Source organism: Methylobacterium gnaphalii, assembly GCF_007992215.1.
GTDB lineage: Bacteria > Pseudomonadota > Alphaproteobacteria > Rhizobiales > Beijerinckiaceae > Methylobacterium > Methylobacterium gnaphalii.
Genome location: NZ_BJZV01000005.1, coordinates 172,029 through 195,480, shown reverse-complemented (window position 1 = coordinate 195,480; position 23,452 = coordinate 172,029). Strand labels below are relative to the sequence as shown.

Sequence of the window (23,452 nt, the reverse complement as noted above, 5' to 3'; positions counted from 1 at the left end):
GAAGCCTCAGGCGGCTTCCGGCTTCTCGAAGCGTGGGAAAATCGGGCTCGGCGCCGGCAGCGGTGTGCCAGCCTTCAGGCTATGCCCCTCTCCCGCATGCGCGAACTGTCGCTCCAGGGCCGGCACGGCCAGCAGATCGAGCAGCACGCCACCCGCCGTCGGGACGAAGGGCTGAACCAGGATGCCGACGCGGCGCAGGGTCTCGATTGTCACGTAGAGCACGGTGTTCATGCGTGCCGGATCGCTCTTCTTAAGCTTCCACGGCTCTTCGGATGCGAAGTAGCGATTGGCGTCGGCCACCACCGTCCAGATCTCGGCGAGGATCTGGTGAAGGGCGAGATCCTTCATCAGGTCCCTCGCCTTGTCCGGCAGAGCTGCGGCAGCGTTCAATAACGTCGTATCGGCCTCGGTGAAGGCGTCCGGCTCCGGCACAGCGCCGTTGCAGTTCTTCGCGATCATGCTGAGCGAGCGCTGGGCCAGGTTGCCGATGTCGTTGGCAAGGTCCGCGTTGACGCGATTGATGATCGCCTCGTGGCTGTAACTGCCGTCACCGCCGAAGGGCACCTCGCGCAGCACGAAGTAGCGCACTGGGTCGACGCCGTAGGTCGAGACGAGGTCCAATGGGTCGACGACATTGCCGAGCGATTTCGACATCTTCTCGCCCTTGGAGAGCAGGAAGCCGTGGCCGAAGACGCGCCGCGGCAGCGGCAGCCCGGCCGACATCAGGAAGGCCGGCCAGTAGACGGCGTGGAAGCGCACGATGTCCTTGCCGATGATGTGCAGATCAGCCGGCCAGTACTTTTTTCGCGGGTCGGATTCGTCGGGGAAGCCGGTGACGGTGAGGTAGTTCGTCAGGGCGTCGACCCAGACATACATCACGTGGCCGGGCCGCTCGGGCACCGGCACACCCCAGTCGAAGGTGGTGCGGCTGACCGAGAGATCCTTGAGCCCCGAGCGCACGAAGCTCGCGACCTCGTTCATGCGCGTGTCGGGGCCGAGGAAGTCGGGCTGCTCGGCATAGAGCTTCAGCAGCCGGTCCTCGTAGGCCGAGAGCCGGAAAAGGTAGTTCTCCTCTTCCATCCACTCGACCGGCGTGTCGGTCTTGACCGAGCGGCGGCTGCCGTCAGGCTGCAGGACAGTTTCGGCCTCATCGTAATAGGCCTCGTCGCGCACCGAGTACCAGCCGGCATACTTTGCGAGGTAGATGTCGCCATTGGCCTCCATCCGCCGCCAGATTTCCTGGGCCGCGGCGTAGTGCTCCGGCTCCGTAGTACGGATGAAGCGATCGTAGGAGCAGTGAAGGGCGTCGGCCATCGCCTTGAAGCGCGCAGCCATGTCGTCGACGAAGGCGCGGGGCGTTGTGCCGGCCTTGGTAGCGGTCTGCTGAATCTTGAGGCCGTGCTCGTCGGTTCCAGTGGTGAATTGCACGTCGAAGCCGTCGAGGCGCTTGAAGCGCGCGATCGCGTCCGTGGCGATCACCTCGTAGGCATGGCCGATATGCGGCATCCCGTTTGGATACGAGATCGCCGTAGTGATGCTGAAGGTGCGCTGCGCGGTGTCGCTGGCCGTCACGTCGAGGAGGCTTTCCGCAGGGGGTCGGGTCTGGCCTTGTTGCGCGGGATCCTTCGCGACGCAACCGAGCATCGCCGCTGCCAAAGCCGGAAACCTCCGGCGTGACGATCAGATATCGCGCAGCGCGCCCGCCGCTTCCGTGAACAGGGACAGCACGAGCGGCCGCCGGTCGAGATTGTAGATTGCCGCCTCGCGAGCCTTCTCCGAGATACGGTCGGAGGCTTCGACGAGGCCGAGGAGACGGGCGGCGCCCTCCCCCTTCCGGCGATCGATTTCTGAGGAGAGGAAGCGCTGGAGCGTATCGAGGGCCGCCGCGAACAGTTCGTCCGCATCTCGGCCCGACAGCGTGTCGGCGAGCTTCATGATACGGCGCCAGTCCGGGTCGTGCGGATTTGCGAGCAGCATGCGCACCTCGCGCACCACACCCGCCGTCGCGGAGTCCAGAAAGGCGATTGTTCGCGCCACCGAGCCTTCGCCAAGGGCGGCCGCACGCGCGATGTCCTCCAGACCAGGCTGTATAAAGGGCGGCGGAAACTCGGTGATCACTGCCTCGACCTGCTCCTCGTCGAGCGGTCGCAGCATGAGTTTCCGGCAACGCGAACGGATGGTCGGGAGCAATCGGGCCGGCGCGTGACTGACGATGAGGAACAAGGCACGCGGTGGCGGCTCCTCCACCATTTTAAGCAGGGCATTGGCGCTGTTGGCGTTGAGATCGTCGGCGCTGTCGACGATGCAGACGCGGTAGCCTCCCTCTCCGCCCGCCGTTTCGGCGAAGAGATCGAGAGCCTGCCGCGCCGCCTCGACGGGAATCCGGGTCGGCAGCGATTTTGCGCCTGGTGCCTGGACGCGGCGCAGAGCGACGAGATTCGGATGCGACAGGGCCGCGACTTGCCGCGCGACGGGATGCTCCGGCGGCACATCGAGGCCGTCGGGCTGGGGCAGCGTGCGCGGATCGGCTACGAGCCGGCGCGCGACCCGGTAGGCCAAAGTCGCCTTGCCGATGCCGCGTGGCCCGCCGATCAGCCAAGCATGGTGCATTCGCCCTGAGTGCAGGGCCTCCACGAAAGCGGCCTCCGCCGCCTCGTGGCCGACGAGGCGGGTCTGCTCGCGGGGGCGGGGAATGCCGGGGAGATCGCCCGCCTCTGCAGTTTCGCGGACGAGTTCAGGCGGCATGCTCTGTCGCGTCCTTCCCGGTCCCGGAGAGCAGGGCGGGCAGCCGCGCGGCGACCACGGCGCGGATCGCCGCCTCGACAGCTTCCGGCAGGGCGTCAGCATCGATGACGGCACAGCGCTCCGGCTCGGCTTCGGCGATGGCGCGGAAGGCGGCGCGCAGGCGCTGGTGAAATCCGAGCGTCTCGGCTTCGAACCGGTCGACCCCCTCCCCGTCTCCCGCGCGTTGCCGGGCCCGCGCGAGGCCGGTCTCCGGCGGCAGATCCAGAATCAGGGTCAAATGCGGCCGGGTCTCCCCGACGACGACGCGGTCGAGGTCGCGCAGGGCGGCCTCGTCCACGCCGCCGGCCGCGCCCTGATAGGCACGGGTCGAATCCGAGAAGCGGTCGCAGAGCACCACGGCGCCTCTCGCGAGCGCCGGCCGGATCAGGTGGTCGAGATGGTCGATGCGCGCGGCACAGAACATCAGCGCCTCGGCGAAAGCGCCGTACGGCTTGGCCGCGCCGGCCAGCACAGCCTGGCGGATCGTCTCGGCCTTCGGCGTGCCGCCGGGCTCGCGGGTGGTCACCACCTCACGGTTGGTGCGTGCGCGCAGATGCGCAGCGAGACGCAGGATCTGTGTGGATTTGCCTGCCCCCTCCCCGCCTTCGAAGGTGATGAAGACGCCCTCGGGGACGGCTTCGGGCGTGTCGATCGTCATGCCGAGGGGCCTAGCATGACCGGGATCGCGGTGCGACGGTTCCGGTTTCAGGAGGCACTGCCGCTGGGCGCGGATCCGCCCTTCGCCTTGTCGAAGGCTTTGCGGACGAGATCGCCGCCGACTTCCAGCGCGGCGTCGAAGGCGCGCTGCGTCAGGCTGCCGGCCGCGACAGGTTCTGCTGCGTAGAGCGGCTGGTCGAGGGCGATGGTGTCGCCGCGCATGACGCGCAAGGTGCCGACCTGCCGCCCCTGCTCGATCGGCGCGACGAGCGGACCCTTGTAGACCACGCGGGCGCTCATGCGCTCGGAGGAGCCACGAGGTTGCAGCAGGCGCACCGTCTTCTTGGCAACCACGGCGACCGAGCCCTTCTCGCCGCCATAGACCGGCACCTCGGCCACGGTCTCATTGGCCTGGAAGATCTGCCGGTTGTCGAAGGCGCGCAGGCCCCATTCCATCAGCTTGCGCGATTCCGAGGCCCGGTCGCGTGCGGTCTTGAGGCCCGAGAGCACCATGATCAGGCGCTGGCCGTTCTGCACGGCCGATCCCGTCAGAGCGTAGCCGGATTCCTCAAGGTAGCCGGTCTTGAGGCCATCGGCGCCGATATCGAGGGTCAGCAGCGGATTGCGGTTCTGCTGCTTGATCTTGTTCCAGGTGAACTCCCGCTCGGCGAAGATCTTGTAGAGGTCCGGATAGGTCTCGATGATGTGCTGGGCGATCCGCGCCATGTCGCGCGCGGTGACCTTCTGGTCCGGCGCCGAGTAGCCTGTGGCATTTCGGAACGTCGAGTGCGTGAGGCCGATCTCCTTGGCCTTCTGATTCATCAGGCCGGCGAAGGCTTCCTCGGTGCCGGCCATGTTCTCGGCGATGGTGATGGCGGCGTCGTTGCCGGATTGGACGATCAGCCCGCGCAGCAGGTCGGACAGCTTGATGCGGCTGTTGACCTGCGCGAACATCGATGAACCGCCACCGCCGGCCCCTCCCCGCTTCCAGGCGTCCTCGGTCACCGTGAACTCGCTGTCCATGGTGAGCCGGCCCTCCTTGAGGGCGCCGAAGACGAGCTCGGTGGTCATCAGCTTGGCCATGCTAGCCGGAGAGAACGGCTCGTCGGCCGCTTTCTCGAACAGCACCGCGCCGGATTCGGCGTCGACCAGGATCGCGTGTGGTGCCGCTGTCTGGAACGTCTGAGCCATTGCCGGCATGCCGGACAGGGCGACGCATAATGCCGCCGCCCGAAGAAACACTCTCGAAGCCTGTCCTGCCCGCATCGTCGTCTCTCGCACGTCGCCTGCCAGAGCAAGCCTCTCAAGAGCTTGACTATATCTTGAACTGCCGCTGCGATCGAATCCACCCTGTTCGAATCACGGCGTCTGCGACGTCCTGCCTTAGCGCTGTGCCGCCTGCATCGGCTTGCCGTCGCCCTTTTCCGGCTGGATCTCAATCCTTTGGCCGTCCTTGAGGTCAGGTGGCGGACTGAGGACGACGCGCTCGCTGCCGTCGAGGCCCTGATCGAGCTCGAGGGAGGTGCCAAGGTCGCGGCGGATGCCGATGGTGCGCCAGGAGGCGGTGCCGTCGGCATTAGCGACTACCACCTGGGTGCCGCGCTGGTTGAACACCATTGCCTCGGCAGGGATGCGGACAGCTGGCACGGCGCGCGGGATCTTCAGCGTGACGTAGACGTAGAGCCCGGCCTGCAGTGCGAGATCCTTGTTCGGCACGTCGACCTGCGTCGTCAGCGTGCGCGAGGCCGAGAGCAGGGCGACCGAGCTGCGCTCGACGGTGCCGGAGAATGAACGACCGGGCATCTGCGGCACCTTGATGGTCGCCTCGATGCCGGGCTGTACGCCGACCGATGCATTCTGCGGTACGTTCACCGAGATGCGCAGCAGGTCGTCGCGCGCCATGGCGAGGAGCGGCGTGCCGTTACCAGCATCGGCCGTGACGAGGTCGCCGACATCGACACTTCGGGTGGTGACGACGCCGTCGAAGGGCGCCGTTACGATCTCGAAGCTCGTCAGCGCCTTGAGCCGGTCGACGGTGGCCTGCTGCGCCTTGATGTTGGCCTCGGCGACCTTCACGTCGGCCTCGGCCGAGGCGAGGTTGGCGGTCTGGCTGAGCACACCGGCCTGGGTGTTGTCGGCGTTCTGCTTCGAGGCCCAGCCCTGTCCGGCGAGCGTCGAGGTGCGCGAATTGGTGACCTGCGCAAGGTTTACGTTGGCCTTGGCCTGATCGACCTGCGCCTTGGCGCGCAGGAGCTGCGCCTGGAGTTGGCCGAGTTGAGCCTGAGCCTGGGCGAGTTGCTGGTCGAGATCCGGTGCTGCGATGCGCAGAAGCTGGTCGCCGGCTTTGACCCGCGAGCCGATATCGACGTTGCGCTCGGCGATATAGCCGGTGGCCCGAGCGAAGATGCGGGCGGTGGCGAAGGCCTCGGTCTGGCCTGGCAGCGTCAATTCGACCGGTGTCTCGACCCGCTCGGAATTCAGGGTGCGAAGCTTCGGCACCTGCTCGATGACCCTGCGCTGTGATTCGGCAGCGGCGGCATCGCGCCGCCAATGGCCGTAGCCGCCCCAGCCGAGAAGGCCAATCGCTACGAGCGCGACGAGCACAAACAACCCCTTGCCTGGCGGCGGGGGGATGTCCTCGTCGGAGGCTGGCTGGTGGGGCTGGTTCACGGTCACCTTGTCTCGGCCCAATGGCGAACGGCCGCGCACCGCAACGTGTTCCGGATCATAGGTAATCCTCGACCGGATGCACGCCGCCGCGGCGCAGCAGGCTGTAGAGAAATGGCACGAAGAGCAGCGTTGCCGGCGTGCCGATCGCGATGCCGCCCATGACGGCACGGGCGAGCGCGGCGTTCTGTTCGCCTCCCTCCCCCGAGCCGATCGCCATCGGGATCAGGCCGAGAAACATGGCGCCCGCCGTCATCAGAACCGGGCGCAGTCGCGTGTCGCCAGCCTTGATCGCCGCTTCCATCGCCGAGCAGCCCGTGGCTTCACGGTGCTCCTTGGCGAAGGTGACGAGCAGGATCGAGTTCGCGGAGGCAATGCCCACCGACATGATCGCCCCAAACAGGGAGGGGATCGAGAAGGTGGTGCCGGTGATGAACAGGCTCGCCGTGATGCCGCAGAAGGCGAGCGGCAGGGCAGCGAGCACCACGAAAGGGTCGCCCCAGCTCTGATAGTTCACGGCCATCAGCAGGTAGACCGCGATCAGAGCGATGCCGAGGCCGACCTCCAGCCGGAAGAAGGCCGAGCGCATGTTCTCGATCTGCCCCCGCACGGTGATCTTGTCCGGCGCCGGCAGAGCCTTCTGCTCCTCCTGCACAATCCGGTCGATCTCGGCCGCCACCGAGCCGAGGTCGCGGTCCTGCACGGCGGCGTAGATGTTGAAGGTCGGCTGCGTATTGACGTGGCTGATCACGGTCTGGGTTGGCGTGCGCCGGATGTTCGACACGCTGGAGAGCAGCGTCAGCACGCCCGGCCCGTCGCGGCCGCCGCCCTGGACCAGGATCGGGGTATTCTGCAGCTCGGTGAGCGAGGCGTTGCGGTATTCCGGCGTCTGCACCCAGAGCTGATAGGGGATGCCGGTTTTCGGATCGGTCCAGAAGTTCGGGTTCACCTGGAAGGAGCCAGCCAGCGAGACGTTGAGGCTCTGAGCAACCTGCTGCTGCGTCAGCCCGAGTTCCGAGGCCTGGCGGCGGTCGACGTCGACGTAGAATTGCGGCTGGTTGACGATCTGATGGAGATGGACGTCGACGAGGCCCTTCGTCTCCTTCAGGCGGCCGACGATCCGCTGCGCGACCTCGAGGTCCTTCTCGGTGTTGCGGCCAGAGACCTGGACGTCGATCTGAGCGATCACGCCGAAATTCAGGATCTGCGTGATGATGTCGGAGGGCTGTACATAGACCGTAAGGTCCGGGAAGCGGTCCCGCAGGGTTTCACGCAGGCGCTTGGTGTAATCCGCGACCGGCGCGTGGCCCTCCTTCAGGCTGATCAGCATCTGGCCGTCGTTGTAGGAAACGAAGGACCCGTCGGAGAAGGCGAAATTGTAGTTGTTCGAGGGGAGGCCGATGTTGTTGAGCACCAGCTCGATCTCGTCCGGCGGGATCACGTCCCTTACCGTCTTCTCGACACTGCCGAAGACTTGTTCGGCGGTCTCGATGCGCATGCCGGTGCGACTGCGCAGGTGCAGCGTGATCTGGCTCGACTCGACCTGTGGGAAGTAATCCTGCCCGACGAACAGGAAGAGGCCGCCGGTCCCGGCGAAGATCAGGGCGACGACCGTGAGCGTTGTGACGCGTCGGGCCAGCACAGCGTGCAGCAGCCCGACATAGCTGCGGTGGAAGCGTGCGAAGCGAGTCTCGAAGCCGCGGCGGAAGGCGCCGGCGAGGCGAAACACCGGCTTCATCGGCGCTGAGAGGGCGCGGCGCAGGCGTCCGCTCCCGGGCTGATCGTGCGCATCGCCGTGATGTTCCGCGTATTCACGCGCGACAAGAACGTCGATCAGCAGCGGCACCAGCGTGCGCGACAGGAGGTACGAGGTCAGCATCGCGAAGACGACGGCCATCGCCTGCGGCGTGAACAGGTACTTCGGGATGTCGGTGAGCGCGAAGACCGAGACGAAGGCGGCGCAGATCGACAGCGTCGAGATCAGGGCCGGCTTGGCGATGCCGGCGGCTCCGTGGACCACGCTCTCGCGGAACGGCCTGCCTTCTTCGAAGAGCCGATAGGTGTTCTCGATCGCGACCGTGCTGTCGTCGACCAGGATGCCGACGGCGAGCGCGAGGCCGCCGAGCGTCATCACGTTGATGGTCTGGCCGAGCGCGGCGAGCACCGCGAGCGAGGTAAGGATGCACAAGGGGATCGAGATCAGCACGATCAGCGTCGAGCGCCATGAGCCGAGGAAGAGCAGGATCGTCACGCCGGTGAGGCAGGAGGCGATCAGCGCCTCCTCCAGCACGCCGCGAATCGCGCCCGAGACGAAGACCGACTGATCGAACAGCGTCTTGACGCTCATGCCCTCGGGCGCGGCGGCACGGATATCCGGCATCGCCTTCTTGAGGTTGTTGACGACGTCCAGCGTCGAGGCGGTGCCGTTCTTGAGGACCTTCATCAGCACCGAGGGCGCGCCGTCCGCGCGCACGACGTTGACCTGCGGCGGGCCGCCATCGCGCACATGCGCTACGTCGCGCACCAGAACCGGCTGGCCGGCCACCACCTTGATCGGGATCTCGTTGAGCTCCGCGATGGTGTCGGGCGTGGCGTTGAGCTGGACCGGGTATTGCTGTTCGCCGAGCTTGGCCAGGCCCGAGGGAATGGTCAGGTTGCCCGCGCCGATGGCGTTGGTGACCTCCAGGGGCGTGATGCCCAGGGCCTGGAGCGCGCGCAGGTCGAGATCGACCATGACCTGGCGCGGCGCGCCGCCGAAGGGCGAGGGCAGCGTCGAGCCCGGCACCTGGGTCAGGCGCTGGCGGATGCGGTACTGGGCGTAGTCGTAGACCTTGGTGAGCGCGTCCTTGGTCGAGGTCAGCGCGAGCTGGATCACCGGCACCGAGGAGGCCGAGAACCGCACGATCACCGGCGGCTGCACGCCCGGCGGCATCAGGGCGCGGATCGAGTTCGTCGACGAGACCACCTGGGCGATGGCGAGGTCGATGCTGACGGAGGGGTCGAAATAGATCTTCAAGACCGCCGTGCCCTGGAGCGTCGTCGACTCCATGCGGGTGATGCTGTTGACGTTGTTGGAGATTCCGAATTCGGAATAGGTCGTGATCCGCTTTTCCATCTCGGGAGCGGACAGGCCCGTATAGGTCCAGACCACGACGACGACCGGGATGTCGACGACCGGCAGCACGTCCTTCGGGGTGACGATGGCGGCGCCGGCGCCGCCGAGCATCATCAGCACGGCGAGCACGTAGGTCGTGATGCGGAATTTCAGCGCGTACTGGACGAGCCCCATACGCCCTGCCCTCGCCTTCACGACCTCGTCGAGAAGTCTGATCTAGGACGACGGCAATGTTTCCGGCAAATGTCTCGATGGGCGCAGGGCGGCATACGCGCGCCGATGCCGCACTTATCGACAGCGCAACCTCGGCGGCTCTCGGGCGGATCAGTATACGCCGGCGAGGTGGGACCGGCGACCGGGGCCCGGCGCGGCCGGCTTCGTGCTCGACGCCACCAGGCGCGCCATCGCGTTCTTCGCGTCCGCCGGCATGGCGGTGCGAGGGGCAGGGCCTGTCTTGGGCGAAGGCCCGGTCTTGGGCATCGCGGCCTGGGCGACGTGCAACTTGGTGGCAGGCAGAGCGGGCGGCGCGAACTTCGCCTGCGTGACCTTGGCCTCGGCGAATTTGGCCTGGCCGAATTTCGGCGCGCCTGCCGCGAGCGCGGCATGGGCGGCGCGGCTGCCGGTCTCGCGGGCGGAGGGCGCGGCCGGCGGCTCGCGCATCGCACCGGCGAGGCGGAGCGGGGGCGGAGCGAGGCTGAGCGGGGCACGGCCGTGGGCGGGTTCCGCTGCAGAGGCCAGGCGACCCGCCGGCGCAGCATGGGCGCCGGGGTTGAGGCCGGCAACCGGCATCGGCTTGAACGCCGCGCCGCGGGCGGCGGTCGGCTGAACGGCGGCCGGCACGGCCACGCTGGCCGCGCTCGCCAGGACGATCGGTGCGGCGCGCTGCGGACGCGGCGCGGGCTCGGGCGCATCCTCCTCGGCCGGCTTGTAGGCGAGCGTCGGGCGCGTGGTTCGCGAGAAGCGCTCGTGGACGGGCTCCTCGCGGTCGGGGCCGAGATCGGCCACCATCACCGGCGAGCCCGAGCCGATCGGGGCCGGGCGCCCGTCGGTGCGCAGGCTGGCGAGCAGCTTGCGATCGTCGCTGCCGGCCACCGAGGCCTTGCCGATATACTCGACGCGGACGTGCTCGGTGCCCTTGCGATGGAAGTCGAGGGCGCGGGCCGCCTCCTCCGAGAGATCCATCACGCGGCCGGCATGATAGGGGCCGCGGTCGTTGACGCGCACCACCATCGAGTAGCCGTTCGAGAGGTTGGTGACGCGGGCATAGCTTGGCAGCGGCAGCGTCGGATGCGCCGCTGCGATGGAGTGGCGGTCAAAGATCTCGCCATTGGCGGTCATGCGGCCGTGGAAGGCCGAGCCGTACCAGGAGGCCAGGCCCTCGCGGACATAGCCCCGCGCATCGTCGCGCGGCACATAGGTCTTGCCGGCCACGACGTAGGGCTTGCCCGAGAACCGGCGTCCGCCGCCCTTCGGGATCACGTCGCCCTCGTTGTAGAGGCGCTTGGAGGCGCGCACGCCGTATTTCGGGTCGATGTCGCTGCCCGAGCTGCCGCCCGCGAATTTCTGAGTGTTGTTGCCGGCGCAGTTGGCGGTGGTGAGCGCCACGGCGCAGACGCCGATCAGGCGCCATACCGGCCAGGCGCGCGGCATTGCGCCCAGAGCCGGATTCGATCCGGCCGTCGTGATCCGCGCCATACGCAACTCGCCCGGCTCAATGGGCGACCGCTCGATGCCCTCCAGGAACGCGGAAAGGCGCGGCCGCTCGCTCAACATCTCGCAACGATCGGGGATGCTGCCCCGTCTCGATCGCGAGGATTGTCCGCACGGCGTAAATGAACGCTGAACGACGGCGCCGCCTCGGACGGTTTCGAGGCCCGGCTGTTGAACTTGCGGATGAAGCTTGGCCGCTAAGCCAAGGTTCAGAAACGAAAAAACCCGCGTCCCGCTTTCTTCAAGGCAAGGACACCAGCAGGGATCTCGCGCAGAGCGTGAGCAGCTGCGTTCAACTCCATGAGAAAACTGATAAAAATGTCGAGAGCTCAGCGGCTCTCGGCCTCGTTGATCTGCTCGATGGAGCGGGCGCCGCGCTGCTTGAACAGCAGATCGAGCGCCTCGAGCATCAGCGCGTGCATCTTGGTGCGCTCGGTATGGGCCAGATCGCGGAGCTGGTCGTAGACCGGCGGCTCCAGATAGACCGACATCTGACGGGCGCGTTCCTTGAGGGTCGCGGTCGGCTTCGGGCGAGGCGCGGGGACATCGAGCTGGACGATGTCGGCGCTCTTGCGGGTCGGCGGCGTCGCGGCGGCGACGATCGCGGCGAGGTCGAGCTTAGGCGGCCTTGACATGCTTGCCTGCCCCGGCCCCTCGGCCCTGCTGCATGCGGCGCTCGATCCAGGACCAGAGGCGGCGGATCTCGCCGGCGGCCTGGCCCTTCGGATTGAACTCGGTGACGCCCTGGCCGACGCCGATGGCATCCTGGTGGTCGGTGCGCGCGACGATGTTCACGTCGGGCAGGATGCCGAGCACGGCAAGGCCGTCGGCCGCGTCGCGGATGCGGTAGGAGCGCGGCGGCGTCTGGTTCAGCACGAAGGCGAACTTCTTCTCGAGCCGGTAGATCGCGGCGAGTGTCGGCTTGAAGGCGCGCAGGTCGGCCGGCGTCGGACGGCACGGGATGATGCAGAGATCGGCAGCGCGGATCGCCGAGAGCGTGCCGGCGGAATCGACGCCGGGCGTGTCGATGAAGACGTAGTCGTAGGCCGACTCGTGCAGGCGTTCCATCACGGCCTCGATCTGCGTCGCGTCGATCTGGGCGACCTCCGGACCGTCGGCGGTGCGGTGGTCGAGCCAGTCGGAGACGGTGGCCTGGCGGTCCATCTCGAGGATGCAGACCGTCTTGCCGGCTTCCTGCGCTGCGACGGCGAGCGAGATGCAGAGCGTGCTCTTGCCGCTGCCTCCCTTTTGCGTGACGAACGTGATGGCCTTCATCCGCGTGAAACCCTTCGAGCCTGCCGGCCTGCCGTCGCGATCTCCCGTCGATCGCTTCGAGCCCGTCACGGCGTCCTGTGATCCGGGGATGCCTTGATCCCCGATTCCCTGGTTCCTGGTGTCGCCGATCATGGTTAACCGACGGTTAAGAGCACCGGATCGGGGGATGACGCGATCCTGGCATCCTGTGACCCGCCCGGCCTCCTTTTGCCCGTTCGAACCGCAACGCAGGCAGGAGGATAAACTTGTGGTTTGTTTTTGTCTTTGGCACCGGCAACGACCTGGATCGTGCCAGCTAAGAGCGATCTTTACAGGCAATCCGATCGCAGCCTAGGGTGTCCGCAGGCTCACGCAGCACATAAAATAAATCTGAAGTTTATTTTGGCGTCGTGGCCCGACCCCTCCCCGTGCCGTGCCGGAGTGCATCCCCGCATGCCGCCCGTCCATCCCTTTCCCGGCCTGGATTTCGAGGATGCCCTCGACGGGTCGGCCTGTCTCGGCGCCTGGACGCACGACGTCGCCGCCGACCGGTTCGGCCTCGCGCGCCCGCTCGGCGATGCGCTCGGCCTCACGGCGCGCGAGAGCGCCGGCGTGCCGTTGGCGCGGCTGATCGCGGCGATCCATCCCGAGCACAGCCTGCGCATCGAGAGCCTCTTCCTGGCCGCGCGGGACACCGGCGGCCCGTTCGAGGCGGAGTTCCGCACGCGGGGCGGAGCCCGCTGGCTGCGGCTGATGGGCCGGACGGATCTCGGCGGATCGGATGGCGCCGTGCGAACCTGCGGCCTCGCCTTCGATCTCACCGAGGGCCGGCTCGGCCGGGGCGGCCCGGGCCGCGGGGCGCAGTGGCAGGCCAACCAGCTCGCCGAGCACGTCATCGCCATGAAGGGCCTGGTCCCGCCGCTGGACAACCCGTCGCTGGCGCATCTCGTCGATCGGCTGGCGGTGGAGATCGGGTTCGAGCTGGCCCGCCGCTTCGGAGAGGCGGCCGGCGATGTCCGGCACTGACACCGGTTTCCGCACGGAGAGTTGAGCCCCATCGGGCTACCGGCAGAACCGGCTCGGCGGTAGAGCTGAGCCGATGCCAGGCCCCGATCAGAGGGCCGGCTCTGGAGGTTCACATGCTGAAACGCTGGTCGAGGATGCTTGCGGCTGCCGCCGCGTCGAGCGGCGTCTGGCTCGCCATGGCGACGGCTGCCCCCGCCGCTCAGGCTGACGCCTCGGAGATCGTCACGGAGGAGATGATGGTCCCGGCCGCGGACGAGGGCATCAGCCTCTATGTCCGCAACAAGCACCCGGCGGGCCTGTCCACCTTCCGCCCGGAGCGCACCCTGCTCTTCGTCCACGGCTCGACCTATCCGGCCGAAACCTCCTTCGACCTGCCGCTCGACGGCCGCTCCTGGATGGAGGAGATCGCGGGCCAGGGCTATGACGTCTATCTCGTCGACCTGCGCGGCTACGGGCGCTCGACGCGCCCTCCCGAGATGTCGCAACCCGCGGAGGCGAACGGGCCTATCGTGCGCACCGAGACCGCGGTCAAGGATGTCGGCAGCGCCGTCGACGCCATCCTCAAGCGCCGCGGCCTTGAGAAACTCGATCTGATGGGATGGTCGTGGGGCACGACCATCATGGCGAGCTACACGACGCAGCACCCCGACAAGGTCTCGCGCCTCGTCCTCTACGCGCCGCAATGGCTGCGCACCTCGCCGGGCCTGATGACGACGGGAGCAGGACCGCTCGGCGCCTACCGCTCCGTGACGCGACAGACCGCGCGCGAGCGCTGGCTGTCCGGTGTTCCGCAGGACAAGGTGGCCGGCCTGATCCCGGCGGGATGGTTCGAGCAATGGGCCGACGCCACCTTCGCCACCGATCCGGTCGGGGCGAAGGCAGAGCCGGCGGTGCTGCGCGCGCCCAACGGCACCATCGCCGATGCGAGGGAGTTCTGGTCCTCGAACAAGCCGGTCTACGATCCTGCGAAGATCACGGTCCCGACGCTGCTGGTTGGCGCGGAATGGGACCGCGACTGCCCGGCGACCCTGCGCCAGGCCCTCTTCCCGCTCCTCGTGAACGCGCCTGCCAAGCGCTACGTCGAACTCGCCGAGGGCACCCACACGATCCTGATGGAGAAGAACCGGCACGAGCTGTTCCGCACCGTCCAGGCTTTCCTGGACGAAGGCTCCCGCTGAGAGCCCGGTCTACGGCTCGGCCGAGGCTTCCAGGGAGGGCCGCGGTGCGCCGGCCGGGTGGATCAGTCCGCGCAGGACGGCAGCCGCCTCGCGCTTCGGCCGAGCCAGCGCCTCGGTATAGGCCGAGCGCAGGCCCGCGCACTCGCCGGCCGGCGGGGTGGACATCGGCCGCAGGGCATCGTCGGCGAGCGTCATGGCATCCGGCACGGGCAGCGGGCTGTCCCGGTGCGCGATCACCTTGACGATCAGGGTGCGGAGCGCGGTGTCGGCCGCACCCTCCCGCCGCCCCGCCCGCTGGGCCAGGACGGAATCGGCCTCGGCGCCGATGGCGGCGCAGGCCGCCGGGCTCGCGCCGGGCGCCTGCATGGCCTGCAACAGGTAGCGGCCGAACGCGACCACGAATCGATCCTCGGCGCCGCGCATTGCGCGCGAGACGGCACGGGCGGCGAGCCGCTTCAGGCCCTCGAAGGCCTCGGCCTCGGAGCGGCTGCTGCGGTAGCTGTCGAGGTACCAGGCGGCGATGCCGTCGACGATTCCCGGGGCCCGCGCCTCGAAGGCCTGCAGCAGCTCGATGTTGCGCAGCACCGCGGCGCGGGCATGGCCTGGATCGTCGCCATCGTCGAGGGTCGAGTCGGGGAAGTGCGACGGCTCGACGATCCGGGTCGCGACCCGGGCCGCGATCAGCCTGTCGGCCTCGGGAAACCACATGTCCCGCGAGGCGACGGCGAGGGCGGCCTGCGCGAAGTCCGGCGTGACGCCGGCCGCGATATAGGCGGCGCGTTCCGGCGCACCGTCCGTCCGGAACGCCTGCCCGAACAGGCCGGCCTCGTAGGGCGCGTGGAAGCCGAGCCGCGAGGCCGTCATGATGTACCGCTCGCCGCCGCGCACGAAGGCGAGGGTGCAGGCGGAGACGCAGTAATCCGGGACGTAGGTGTCGAGCCGATGCCGCGCGATCGCGGCCCCGATCGCCTCGCCCTCGTCGACGAGGCCGCCCTCGCTGGTGAGGTGGATGCGCACCACGCGCGGGTTCTCGGCGAGGAGGCGTTCGAGCCGGCCGCCCGCACCCTCCGTCAGCTCGCCGGAGAGCCGCACGTCCCGTCCGCCGGGGCCGAGCACGATGCGGGTCTCGGCGGCGGGCCCGTCGGTGCCCAGGCGCGATGCGAGCTCGAGCGAGACACGCGCATAGATGCCGAACAGGCCGGTCTCGGAGGGTTCGAGACCGCTGCGCAGATGAGCCTGGACGACGCTGGCCGCGCCGAGACAGGCGAGTGCCAGTCCGGCCAGTCCGACTCCGCATGCGACGCGCCAGGCTCTCGCCATGACCTGCCCCCAGATGGCTCGACGGTCTTCAAGACCACGGCCAGTCTTCATTGCTGCATCGGCTAAGCAAGAGCCACGCCGCGTCAAGGACACGGCCGGAAGCGCATCGTGGATGGGCTGTGTCGGCAGGGAGACGTTTTTTAAAACGAACGATCCGTTCGTCACCTGAGACGGTAGAAGAACGCCCTAGCGGCTTGCGATTATGTCGCAGGCCGGCTCAGCCGGTAGATGTCCATGATCCAGCCGTGGCGCGCCCGCGCCGCGCGCCGCGTCTCGCGAATCAGCTCGGCGACGTCGCCGAGACGGCCCTGGATCAGCAGCTCGTCGGCGGTGCCGAGATAGGCGCCCCAGTGGATGACGAGATCCGGGTCGAGCCCGGCGAAGTCGACCCGGCCATCGAGCATCACCACGGTGGCGCCCTCAGTGGAGAGGTCGGCGGCGAGGCGGCGTCCCGTGGTGATGGTCACCGGCTCGCCGATGCCGTTGAGCGGGATCTGGTGGCCCGCGGCGAGCGCCTGCACGCTGGTGATGCCCGGGATCACCTCGCAATCGAAGGCGAACCGGCCGCGGGCGCGGATGCGCGCGATGATCCGGAGCGTGCTGTCGTAGAGCGACGGGTCGCCCCAGACGAGGAAGGCGCCGCTCTCCCCCTCGCCGAGATTCTGTTCGATCAGCCTCTCGTAGAGCTCGGCCCGGGCAGCATGCCAGTCGTCGACCGCGACCCCGTAATCGCCAGGCGCCCGGTCGCGCTCCGGATCGACCGCTCCGACGAAGCGGGGCTGCGCGCCCTCGATATAGCGCTCGCAGATCTCGCGGCGGACGCGCAACAGCTCGGCCTTCGCGTCTCCCTTGTCGATCAGGAAGACGGTGTCGGCCGCGTTGAGGGCGCGTACGGCCTGGATGGTGACGTGCTCGGGATTGCCCGTGCCGATGCCGATGATGTGGAGCTTGCGCAAGTCAGCGCCCGAACCAGGAGGCCACCGGATCGACGACGGAGGCCGCGGCCGACGAGATCCAGGCAAGCGCGCGCGTGGTCAGGCCACGCTTGGGTGTGCTGTCGGCGGCCACGGTACGTGCCGTGAGCTCGGCGGCGACATAGGCATCCTCCTGCGCCTTGCAGGCTGCGAGTGCAGCACGCTCGGCGGCGCGCCTCTCGATGCTCAGGGGCTGGCCAGAGAAGTGCTGGCGCACGCAGCGATGCCAGTCGCCACGCAGGCGATCGAGCTCGGCCTGCTCTTGGGCCCAGGCGGGGGCGCCGGCTAGCCAGCCTGCGGCGACGAGGGCCGCAAGGGGGGCGGACAGTCTCGAGCCTCGCATGACAAGCCTCCTCCGATCCGATGGATTTCACTCCGAGTCAGGGCCGTCGTTCCCGGCTTGTTCTCGGATCCATGGGGCGAGGCAGTACGTGATTTGGGTAACGAAGGCTGTAACCCGGATGCGTCAGCCGATCCCGCGATGAGCCAGTGCGAGGCCTTTTCGCGTGAGAGCCGGATCCGTCCTGATTGCATCAAGCCGGCGTCTCATCCCTTGGTGTGACGCGCCTTGTTAAGAGGAACCGGAATCACTTCCCCGGACGGTGATCTAGCCGAAGAGCGCCGTCACGCAGGTGCCGGCCACCGTCACAAGGCCGATCATCGCGATGAATCTCAGGTCGTCGAAGCGCTCTCTCATAGCCCCCTCCTCGGGCGGTCAGCCGGCAACCGCTCGTCAAGCTCAATGACCTGTTAGCGGTGTCGTTAGAATTGCTCCGTGCGCATCGTCACCAGAACTCACACGAGTCCGGCACGAACACTTGGAAACACGGTTGCCGAACGCTGAATCATGCTATTGGTTGCAGTGGTATCCGCAGAGAATACTCCTATCCCACCTTTACCCGGACATCCGGGTCGAAGGTCTTGCCTTCCACCGGGTTGGCCACCCAGCAGGTGCGACCGATGCGCAGGTCGTGCCCGGCATGGAAATGCCCGGAGATCCAAGCCTGCGGACGCTGCTCGTCCGGCAGGTCCTCCAGCACGGTCGTCGCGTAGAAGGCAGGCACCCACCAGGGCACGCCGGGCGCATCGCGAAAGGCGTCCGCCGCGCGCGGGCTTGGCGGATGGTGGGTAACGGCGACCGTCGGGCCGTCATGGGGCTTGGCCAGGGCCGCCAGCAGCGCCGCCTTCTGCCCGCGATGAGCTTCCATGGCATCCTCGGGCGACCAGTCCGAGCCGTCCGCGTTGCGGATCGAGCCGCGATATTCGCGCGAGCCGGTCACTGGGTCCGTCATCCGCGCGGCGGCGTAGGCCACCGGGTCGGCCGGGCGATCCGGCATGTCGGACGTGAGCCAGCGCCCCGCGAGCGACCAGTCGCTCCAGAGCGTCGTGCCGACGAAGCGCACGCCGTCGATCACCAGGCTCGCAGCGTTCTCGAGCAGATGCAGGTGATCACCCTCCCCGACCCGGCGGGCGACCTCGATGCGCAGGGCTGCGAGCAGCTCGGGCGCGGTGCGGGTGTCGCCGGTCGGCGCATAATGCTCGTGATTGCCCGGCACCAGCACCACCGGCCGGCCGTCGGCGAGCGCCATCACGGCCGCGAGCCCCTGCTCGGGATGGCCCTCGAACAGGTCGCCGGCGCAGACCAGGACGTCGAAGGGCGCCGCGGGCCGCGGGATCAGGTCGGGCCGGCGGCGCTCAAGATGGAGGTCGGAGATCGGAAAGAGCTGCATCAGGCTTCTGCGGCGGCCCGGCGCTCGGCACGCGCGGCCTTGAGGATGTCGAAAGCGGAATCCGCGTTGAGGATCGCGATGCCGATCCCGACGACGAGATCCGGCCAGGGCGAGAGCGTCGCTGCGGTGGCGAGGCCGGCCGCGATGATCGCGATGTTCGCCGCCACGTCGTTGCGGGCGGAAAGATAGGCGGCCTTGGTCAGGCTGCCGTGGCCGCTGCGGTGGCGCGCGAGCATCAAGGCGCAAGCGAGATTGACGAGGAGTGCGCCGAGGCCGGTGAGCGTCAGCGGCACGGACGCGGGTGGCGCCATGCTCGCAGCCTTGTCCCAGGCCGCCCAGGCCGCGCCCAGCGCCGGCACCAGCAGGATGAAGGCGAGCCCGGTGCCGAGCCGCGCCCGGTTGCGCAGGCTCCAGCCGAGACCGGCGAAGATCAGGAGGTTGATCGCGGCATCCTCGAGGAAGTCGAGGCTGTCGGCGATGAGCGCCACCGAGCCGATCGCAAGCGCGACCGCGATCTCGACCGCGAAATAGGCGAGGTTCAGCCCGGCGACGCGCATGACGACCGGGCGTAGCTCCGCCGCGGAGCCATGTGCGTCCATGGAGGGGTGCCTCGTCCCGGCGGCGCCAGCGCCGCCGGGAGGCCCTTAGAGCAGGCTGCGAAAAAGGGGAAACGGTTTTTCGCGAAGCCTGCTCTAACGCATTGAATCGATCATGTTTTCTGCGTTTGGAAGGATGTCGTCGAAACACGGCATGATCGGGCGGTCAGGCCGCCTGGGAGCCATCGACGGTGCTGTCGTGCTCCGGCGCCGTTGGCCTTACCAGCGGCGCCAGCCGGGACGGCCGTAGCGGCGCGGACCGTAGCCGCCGTAGTAGCGCGGTCCCGGACGCGGGCCGAAGAAGCGCGGGCCGTTCGGGCGGCAGACGCCGTAGGGGTTGGGATGGAAGCCGGGGCCGCAGCCGAACCTGGCTTCGGCGGCGCTGCTGCCGGCCAGCACGGTTCCGAGAGCCAGCAACCCCAAACCAGCGAATTTCCAGGTCATGTCGTTCTCCTCGATGATGGCCAAGGGCCTCAAGGCCGGCGGCGCCTCGCGCCTGTCCACCCGGGCCGTGTCTCCGGCGGTCGCCTTCCTCCGGAAACCGCCGGGCAGGCACATGGTTCTGTCGGGCGCGAAGTCGAGGGCTTGACGGCCAAGCTTCTTCACGGGCGACGATGCCGTCTTGGCGCCGGCTCGCCAGCCGCATCGGCCTGCGCAATCATGCGCGAATGACGCCGCAGCGTCGTACCTATGGCGCACTGGATTTGCGGGGCATCCTGTGCAAGGCCAAAGCTTTGCCGCGCTCGCCATCTTCGCGGCAGCACAGGAGAAGACGAGCGATGCTGCCGGAACTTCGTATACTGTATTTTGAAGACCTGACGCTCGGTCTCACCGAGACGCTGAAGAAGGAGATCTCCTCTTCCGACGTCGTGGGCTTCGCCGAGATCACCGGGGATCGGAACCCCATCCACCTCTCCGAGCACTTCGCCGCGCGCACGCCCTTCGGCACCCGCATCGCTCACGGCCTCTACACGGCCGGCCTGATCTCGGCGGTGCTCGGCACCCGCCTGCCCGGGCCGGGCGCCGTCTATATCAGCCAGACGTTGAACTTCCGCGCGCCGGTGCGGATCGGGGATACCGTCGAGGTCATCGTCGAGGTGGCCGAACTGATCCCGGAGCGCCGCCGCGCGCGCCTGTCCTGCACCTGCAAGGTCGGCGACGAGGTGGTCCTCGACGGCGAGGCCCTGGTGAAGGTGCCCAAGAGGGAAGAATCCGACCCGGCCAGCATGCGCATGGGGGGCGGCCAGGCGTAACCCCTTCGTCATTCCGGGCTCCCCAACGGCGAGAGCCTGGAATCGGCGACGGGCTGCAACGGTGGCCTCGTTCGAGCATCACACCTGGATCCGGGGTTCCGCTCCGCGGCCCCGGAATGAGGTGGGATGAGATATTGTGGTTGCGGAGCCTCCCCTCTCCCCGCGTGCGGAGAGAGGCGAAACGCTGCGTGTGACAACGCGATCATCCTGCGACGGCATGTGCCCCCGATCCGCAATCCCCATCGACGATCCTGCCGACCCGCGGCTTGCGCCCTATGCCGCGATCCGCGAGCGGGACCTCGTCGGGCGTCAGGGACGCTTCATCGTCGAGGGTGAGGTTACCCTGCGTCTGATGCTGTCGCCGGCCTCGCGGTTCAAGGCCGAGTCGATCCTGCTGCTTCCAGAGCGCCTGGCCGGCTTCGCCGAGCTCGTCGCCACCCTGCCCGAACCGCCGCCGGTCTATTGCGCACCGAGGGCGGTGATGAGCGCGGTGGCAGGTTTTCCGATCCACCGCGGCGTTCTTGCCGTCGGCGTGACCGGCGCGCCGGCAGAGCCGGATGCGCTGATCCCGGCGCCCTCCGCGCCTGCGACGGTGCTCGGTCTCGTCGGATTGACCAACCACGACAATGTCGGCGGCCTGTTCCGCAACGCCGCCGCCTTCGGAGCGGATGCGGTGCTGCTCGACCCCGAGAGCTGCGATCCGCTCTACCGCAAGGCGATCCGCGTCTCTGCCGGCGCAGCCTTGACCGTGCACTTCGCCCGCGCGGCGAGCGCACGGGCGCTCCTCGATCTCGCGGAGCGCCACGACCTCGTGCCGCTGGCAATGACGCCGGGCGCCGAGCACGACCTTGCCGATGCTCCTCTGCCCGCCCGTGTCCTGGTGCTCCTCGGCAGCGAAGGGCCGGGTCTCGCCGCCGAGCTGATGGCGAAGAGCCAGACAATCCGGATCGGGATGGCGGCGGGGTTCGATTCCCTCAACGTCGCGACCGCCGGCGCCATCGCCCTGCGCGAGCTATGGCGGGCGCGCCGGCGGATCTGAGAAGCCGGTGGTGGGCCGGATCGAAGCGTGGCATTACGCGCGACATTCCGCTGCAATTGCCGCAAGGTTGGCCGTGGCCGAAATACGCGCCCAAGGTTGGCTTTGGGGAGAATGGACGGCGTTGCTTCAGTCTGGCGAGGGTTTGCGGAGGCTGTCCGGCAGTCGCGTCGCAGTCGTTGGTGCCGGTCCAGGTGGTCTCGCCACCGCCCTCCTGCTCGCGAAGGCCGGCGTTCACGTCACGCTGTTCGAGCGTGAGACCGCGGTCGGCGGGCGCACCAAGACCGTCGAGGCGCCCGGCGGCTACCGTTTCGACATCGGCCCGACCTTCTTCCTCTACCCGCAGATCCTCGCCGAGATCTTCGAGAGCTGCGGCGAGCGGTTGGAGGATCACGTCGAGATGCGGCGGCTCGATCCGATGTACCACCTGCTCTTCGAGGGTGAGAACGGGCTGTCGGGCGAGATTCGCGCCACCAGCGACGAGGCCCGTCTCCAGGCCGAGATCGCGCGCATCGCGCCGAAGGATGCCCGAAACCTGCCCGCCTTCTTCGCTGAGAACCGAACCAAGCTGGCGCGGTTCAAGCCGGTGCTGGAGCAGGCCTTCGACCGCTTCCTGTCGATGGTGAGCCCGGCCATGCTCACGGCCTTGCCGCATCTCCATCCGGGCCGCAGCGTCGACCGCGACCTCAGGCGCTACTTCGCCGATCCCCGCGTGCGCCTCGCCTTCTCGTTCCAGACCAAATATCTCGGAATGAGCCCGTTCCGGTGCCCGAGCCTGTTCACGATCCTGTCGTTCCTCGAATACGAGCACGGGGTCTACCACCCGATCGGCGGCTGCGGCGCGATCTCTGAGGCGATGGCGGGTCTCGCCCGGCGTCTGGGCGCCGACATCCGCCTCGGTGCACAGGTCGAGCGCGTGGTCTTCGAGGGGAAGCGCGCCTCGGGTGTGGTGGTCGACGGCGAGACCTTCAAGGCCGATGCGGTGGTGCTGAACGGCGATTTCGCCGGCACCATCCGGCAACTCGTGCCGGAGAGCCATCGTCCGCGTTGGCGCGACCGCAAGGTCGAAAAGGCCCGCCTCTCCTGCTCGACCTTCATGATGTATCTCGGCATCGAGGGCACGATGCCCGAGGGGCTCGGCCACCACTCGATCCTGCTCGCAAAGGACTACGAGCGGAACATCAACGAAATCACCAACGGCACGCTGCCGATGCAGCCCTCGCTCTACGTGCAGCATGCCGGCTACACGGATGGCGGCATGGCACCTCCCGGCCATACCGCCCTCTACGTGCTGGTGCCCGTGCCGAACCTCAAATCCGGCATCGATTGGGAGCAGGCGCAGCCGATGTATCGCCAGCTGGTGCTGGACCGGCTGAAACTCATCGGTCTCACCGATATCGAGAGCCGCCTGCGCTACGAACGCGTGCTCGATCCGCGCGACTGGCGCGACGAGTTCGCGGTGCACCAGGGTGCGACCTTCAACCTCGCCCATGACCTCGGGCAGATGCTGTGGTTCCGTCCGCACAACCGGTTCGGGCAGGGTCTCTACCTTGTCGGCGGCGGCACCCATCCCGGCTCGGGCCTGCCGGTGATCTACGAGGGCGCACGCATCTCGACGCGGCTGCTCATCGAGGACCTGATCGGAGCAAGGGCACCTGAACTCCGGGAATTGCCGGACACCGCGCCGCTGGCGACGCAGGGAGAGCCTTCGTGAAGCGCGCCGTCTGCTGCGGGCTGGGCCTGGCCTGCCTCGTCGTCAGTGCCCGGGCCGCGAGCCTCGAGGTCGAGGTGGACGGCATCGAACCGGGGTCCGGCACCGTCTATGTCGCCCTGTGCCAGGGCGGCCTCGCGGAGAGTACCTGCCGTTCCGGGAAGGATGCGCCGGCGGACGGGCGGAGCCAGCGCGTCCTGTTCAAGGGCATCGAGCCGGGGGTCTACGCAGTTGTCGCCTACCAGGACATCAACGGCAACGGGCGCATCGATCGCACCGGGCTGGGCCTGCCGTTGGAGCCCTACGGCGTCTCCCGCGGCGGAGGTCGCCGGGCGCGGCCCGACTTCGCCACAGCGAGCTTCCCTCTCGATGAGCCCGGCGCGGCGGTGCGCGTCCGTCTCGCCCGCACGCTGCCGTCCCGTTGACGCGCGCGGCAGGTGG

General features: G+C 68.2%; 22 protein-coding genes. 7 read left to right on the top strand and 15 right to left on the bottom strand.

The genetic code is table 11. The annotated features are described in order from the left end of the window. Positions 1 to 6: 6 nt before the first annotated feature. The 9 genes from metG to MGN01_RS06590 all read right to left on the bottom strand — a co-directional run bounded on the left by metG (position 7) and on the right by MGN01_RS06590 (position 12,208). On the bottom strand, positions 7 to 1,506 hold the full coding sequence (gene metG / locus MGN01_RS06630; RefSeq protein WP_373319205.1) for a methionine--tRNA ligase: 1,500 nt from the start codon (positions 1,504 to 1,506) through the stop codon (positions 7 to 9). A gap of 174 nt (positions 1,507 to 1,680) precedes the next feature. Further along, positions 1,681 to 2,745: a DNA polymerase III subunit delta' gene (locus MGN01_RS06625; RefSeq protein WP_147045797.1), complete on the bottom strand. Its 1,065-nt coding sequence runs from the start codon at positions 2,743 to 2,745 to the stop codon at positions 1,681 to 1,683. Beyond that, a complete protein-coding gene (gene tmk / locus MGN01_RS06620; RefSeq protein ID WP_147045796.1) occupies positions 2,735 to 3,442 on the bottom strand; it encodes a dTMP kinase in 708 nt (235 codons plus the stop codon). The genes MGN01_RS06625 and tmk overlap by 11 nt, the downstream gene beginning before the upstream one ends. 47 nt (positions 3,443 to 3,489) lie before the next feature. After that, positions 3,490 to 4,641, bottom strand: a complete 1,152-nt coding sequence (locus MGN01_RS06615; protein WP_238257721.1) for a D-alanyl-D-alanine carboxypeptidase family protein — start codon at positions 4,639 to 4,641, stop codon at positions 3,490 to 3,492. A 183-nt stretch (positions 4,642 to 4,824) separates the two neighbouring features. Then, on the bottom strand, positions 4,825 to 6,111 hold the full coding sequence (locus tag MGN01_RS06610; RefSeq protein WP_147045794.1) for an efflux RND transporter periplasmic adaptor subunit: 1,287 nt from the start codon (positions 6,109 to 6,111) through the stop codon (positions 4,825 to 4,827). A 55-nt stretch (positions 6,112 to 6,166) separates the two neighbouring features. Further along, positions 6,167 to 9,397, bottom strand: a complete 3,231-nt coding sequence (locus tag MGN01_RS06605; protein ID WP_147045845.1) for an efflux RND transporter permease subunit — start codon at positions 9,395 to 9,397, stop codon at positions 6,167 to 6,169. Between the two features lie 150 nt (positions 9,398 to 9,547). Then, a complete protein-coding gene (locus MGN01_RS06600) occupies positions 9,548 to 10,873 on the bottom strand; it encodes a septal ring lytic transglycosylase RlpA family protein (protein ID WP_238257724.1) in 1,326 nt (441 codons plus the stop codon). Positions 10,874 to 11,262: 389 nt separating this feature from the next. Further along, complete coding sequence (locus MGN01_RS06595) at positions 11,263 to 11,568, bottom strand: ribbon-helix-helix domain-containing protein (RefSeq protein WP_147045792.1); 306 nt, start codon at positions 11,566 to 11,568, stop codon at positions 11,263 to 11,265. Further along, positions 11,552 to 12,208, bottom strand: coding sequence for a division plane positioning ATPase MipZ (locus MGN01_RS06590; protein WP_147045791.1), 657 nt, complete (start codon positions 12,206 to 12,208; stop codon positions 11,552 to 11,554). The genes MGN01_RS06595 and MGN01_RS06590 overlap by 17 nt, the downstream gene beginning before the upstream one ends. 432 nt (positions 12,209 to 12,640) lie before the next feature. On the opposite strand from MGN01_RS06590, the gene MGN01_RS06585 reads away from it, so the two are divergent. After that, entirely contained in the window at positions 12,641 to 13,213 is a 573-nt protein-coding gene (locus MGN01_RS06585) for a PAS domain-containing protein (protein ID WP_147045790.1), read from the top strand. A gap of 113 nt (positions 13,214 to 13,326) precedes the next feature. Continuing rightward, complete coding sequence (locus MGN01_RS06580) at positions 13,327 to 14,391, top strand: alpha/beta hydrolase (protein WP_238257702.1); 1,065 nt, start codon at positions 13,327 to 13,329, stop codon at positions 14,389 to 14,391. A gap of 9 nt (positions 14,392 to 14,400) precedes the next feature. Here the strand turns inward: MGN01_RS06580 and MGN01_RS06575 are convergent, their stop codons facing one another. The 6 genes from MGN01_RS06575 to MGN01_RS06550 form a co-directional block, all read right to left on the bottom strand. Continuing rightward, entirely contained in the window at positions 14,401 to 15,711 is a 1,311-nt protein-coding gene (locus tag MGN01_RS06575; protein WP_147045789.1) for a COG3904 family protein, read from the bottom strand. Between the two features lie 200 nt (positions 15,712 to 15,911). Beyond that, positions 15,912 to 16,667, bottom strand: coding sequence for a precorrin-6A synthase (deacetylating) (cobF, locus tag MGN01_RS06570; RefSeq protein ID WP_147045788.1), 756 nt, complete (start codon positions 16,665 to 16,667; stop codon positions 15,912 to 15,914). 1 nt (position 16,668) lies between these two features. Beyond that, positions 16,669 to 17,028 carry a hypothetical protein gene (locus MGN01_RS06565; protein WP_147045787.1) on the bottom strand — a complete coding sequence of 120 codons (360 nt, stop codon included), beginning with the start codon at positions 17,026 to 17,028 and terminating at the stop codon, positions 16,669 to 16,671. 541 nt (positions 17,029 to 17,569) lie between these two features. After that, positions 17,570 to 18,415 (bottom strand): metallophosphoesterase, encoded by an 846-nt coding sequence (locus MGN01_RS06560; RefSeq protein ID WP_174804562.1) that lies wholly within the window; start codon positions 18,413 to 18,415, stop codon positions 17,570 to 17,572. Beyond that, positions 18,415 to 19,014, bottom strand: a complete 600-nt coding sequence (locus MGN01_RS06555) for a cation efflux transmembrane domain-containing protein (RefSeq protein ID WP_147045786.1) — start codon at positions 19,012 to 19,014, stop codon at positions 18,415 to 18,417. Before MGN01_RS06555 ends, MGN01_RS06560 begins: the two co-directional genes overlap by 1 nt. A 216-nt stretch (positions 19,015 to 19,230) precedes the next feature. Beyond that, on the bottom strand, positions 19,231 to 19,455 hold the full coding sequence (locus MGN01_RS06550) for a GCG_CRPN prefix-to-repeats domain-containing protein (protein WP_147045785.1): 225 nt from the start codon (positions 19,453 to 19,455) through the stop codon (positions 19,231 to 19,233). On the opposite strand from MGN01_RS06550, the gene MGN01_RS23990 reads away from it, so the two are divergent. The 5 genes from MGN01_RS23990 to MGN01_RS06530 all read left to right on the top strand — a co-directional run bounded on the left by MGN01_RS23990 (position 19,454) and on the right by MGN01_RS06530 (position 23,436). Beyond that, positions 19,454 to 19,600 carry a hypothetical protein gene (locus MGN01_RS23990; RefSeq protein WP_210246067.1) on the top strand — a complete coding sequence of 49 codons (147 nt, stop codon included), beginning with the start codon at positions 19,454 to 19,456 and terminating at the stop codon, positions 19,598 to 19,600. The two genes, MGN01_RS06550 and MGN01_RS23990, sit on opposite strands and share 2 nt — an antisense overlap. Positions 19,601 to 19,790: 190 nt before the next feature. Next, entirely contained in the window at positions 19,791 to 20,264 is a 474-nt protein-coding gene (gene croR, locus MGN01_RS06545) for a 3-hydroxybutyryl-CoA dehydratase (RefSeq protein ID WP_147045784.1), read from the top strand. Positions 20,265 to 20,481: 217 nt separating this feature from the next. Then, on the top strand, positions 20,482 to 21,303 hold the full coding sequence (locus tag MGN01_RS06540; protein ID WP_147045783.1) for a TrmH family RNA methyltransferase: 822 nt from the start codon (positions 20,482 to 20,484) through the stop codon (positions 21,301 to 21,303). Between the two features lie 121 nt (positions 21,304 to 21,424). Next, positions 21,425 to 23,014: a phytoene desaturase family protein gene (gene crtI / locus MGN01_RS06535; protein WP_147045782.1), complete on the top strand. Its 1,590-nt coding sequence runs from the start codon at positions 21,425 to 21,427 to the stop codon at positions 23,012 to 23,014. Further along, a complete protein-coding gene (locus MGN01_RS06530) occupies positions 23,011 to 23,436 on the top strand; it encodes a DUF2141 domain-containing protein (RefSeq protein WP_147045781.1) in 426 nt (141 codons plus the stop codon). Before crtI ends, MGN01_RS06530 begins: the two co-directional genes overlap by 4 nt. Positions 23,437 to 23,452 lie beyond the last annotated feature (16 nt).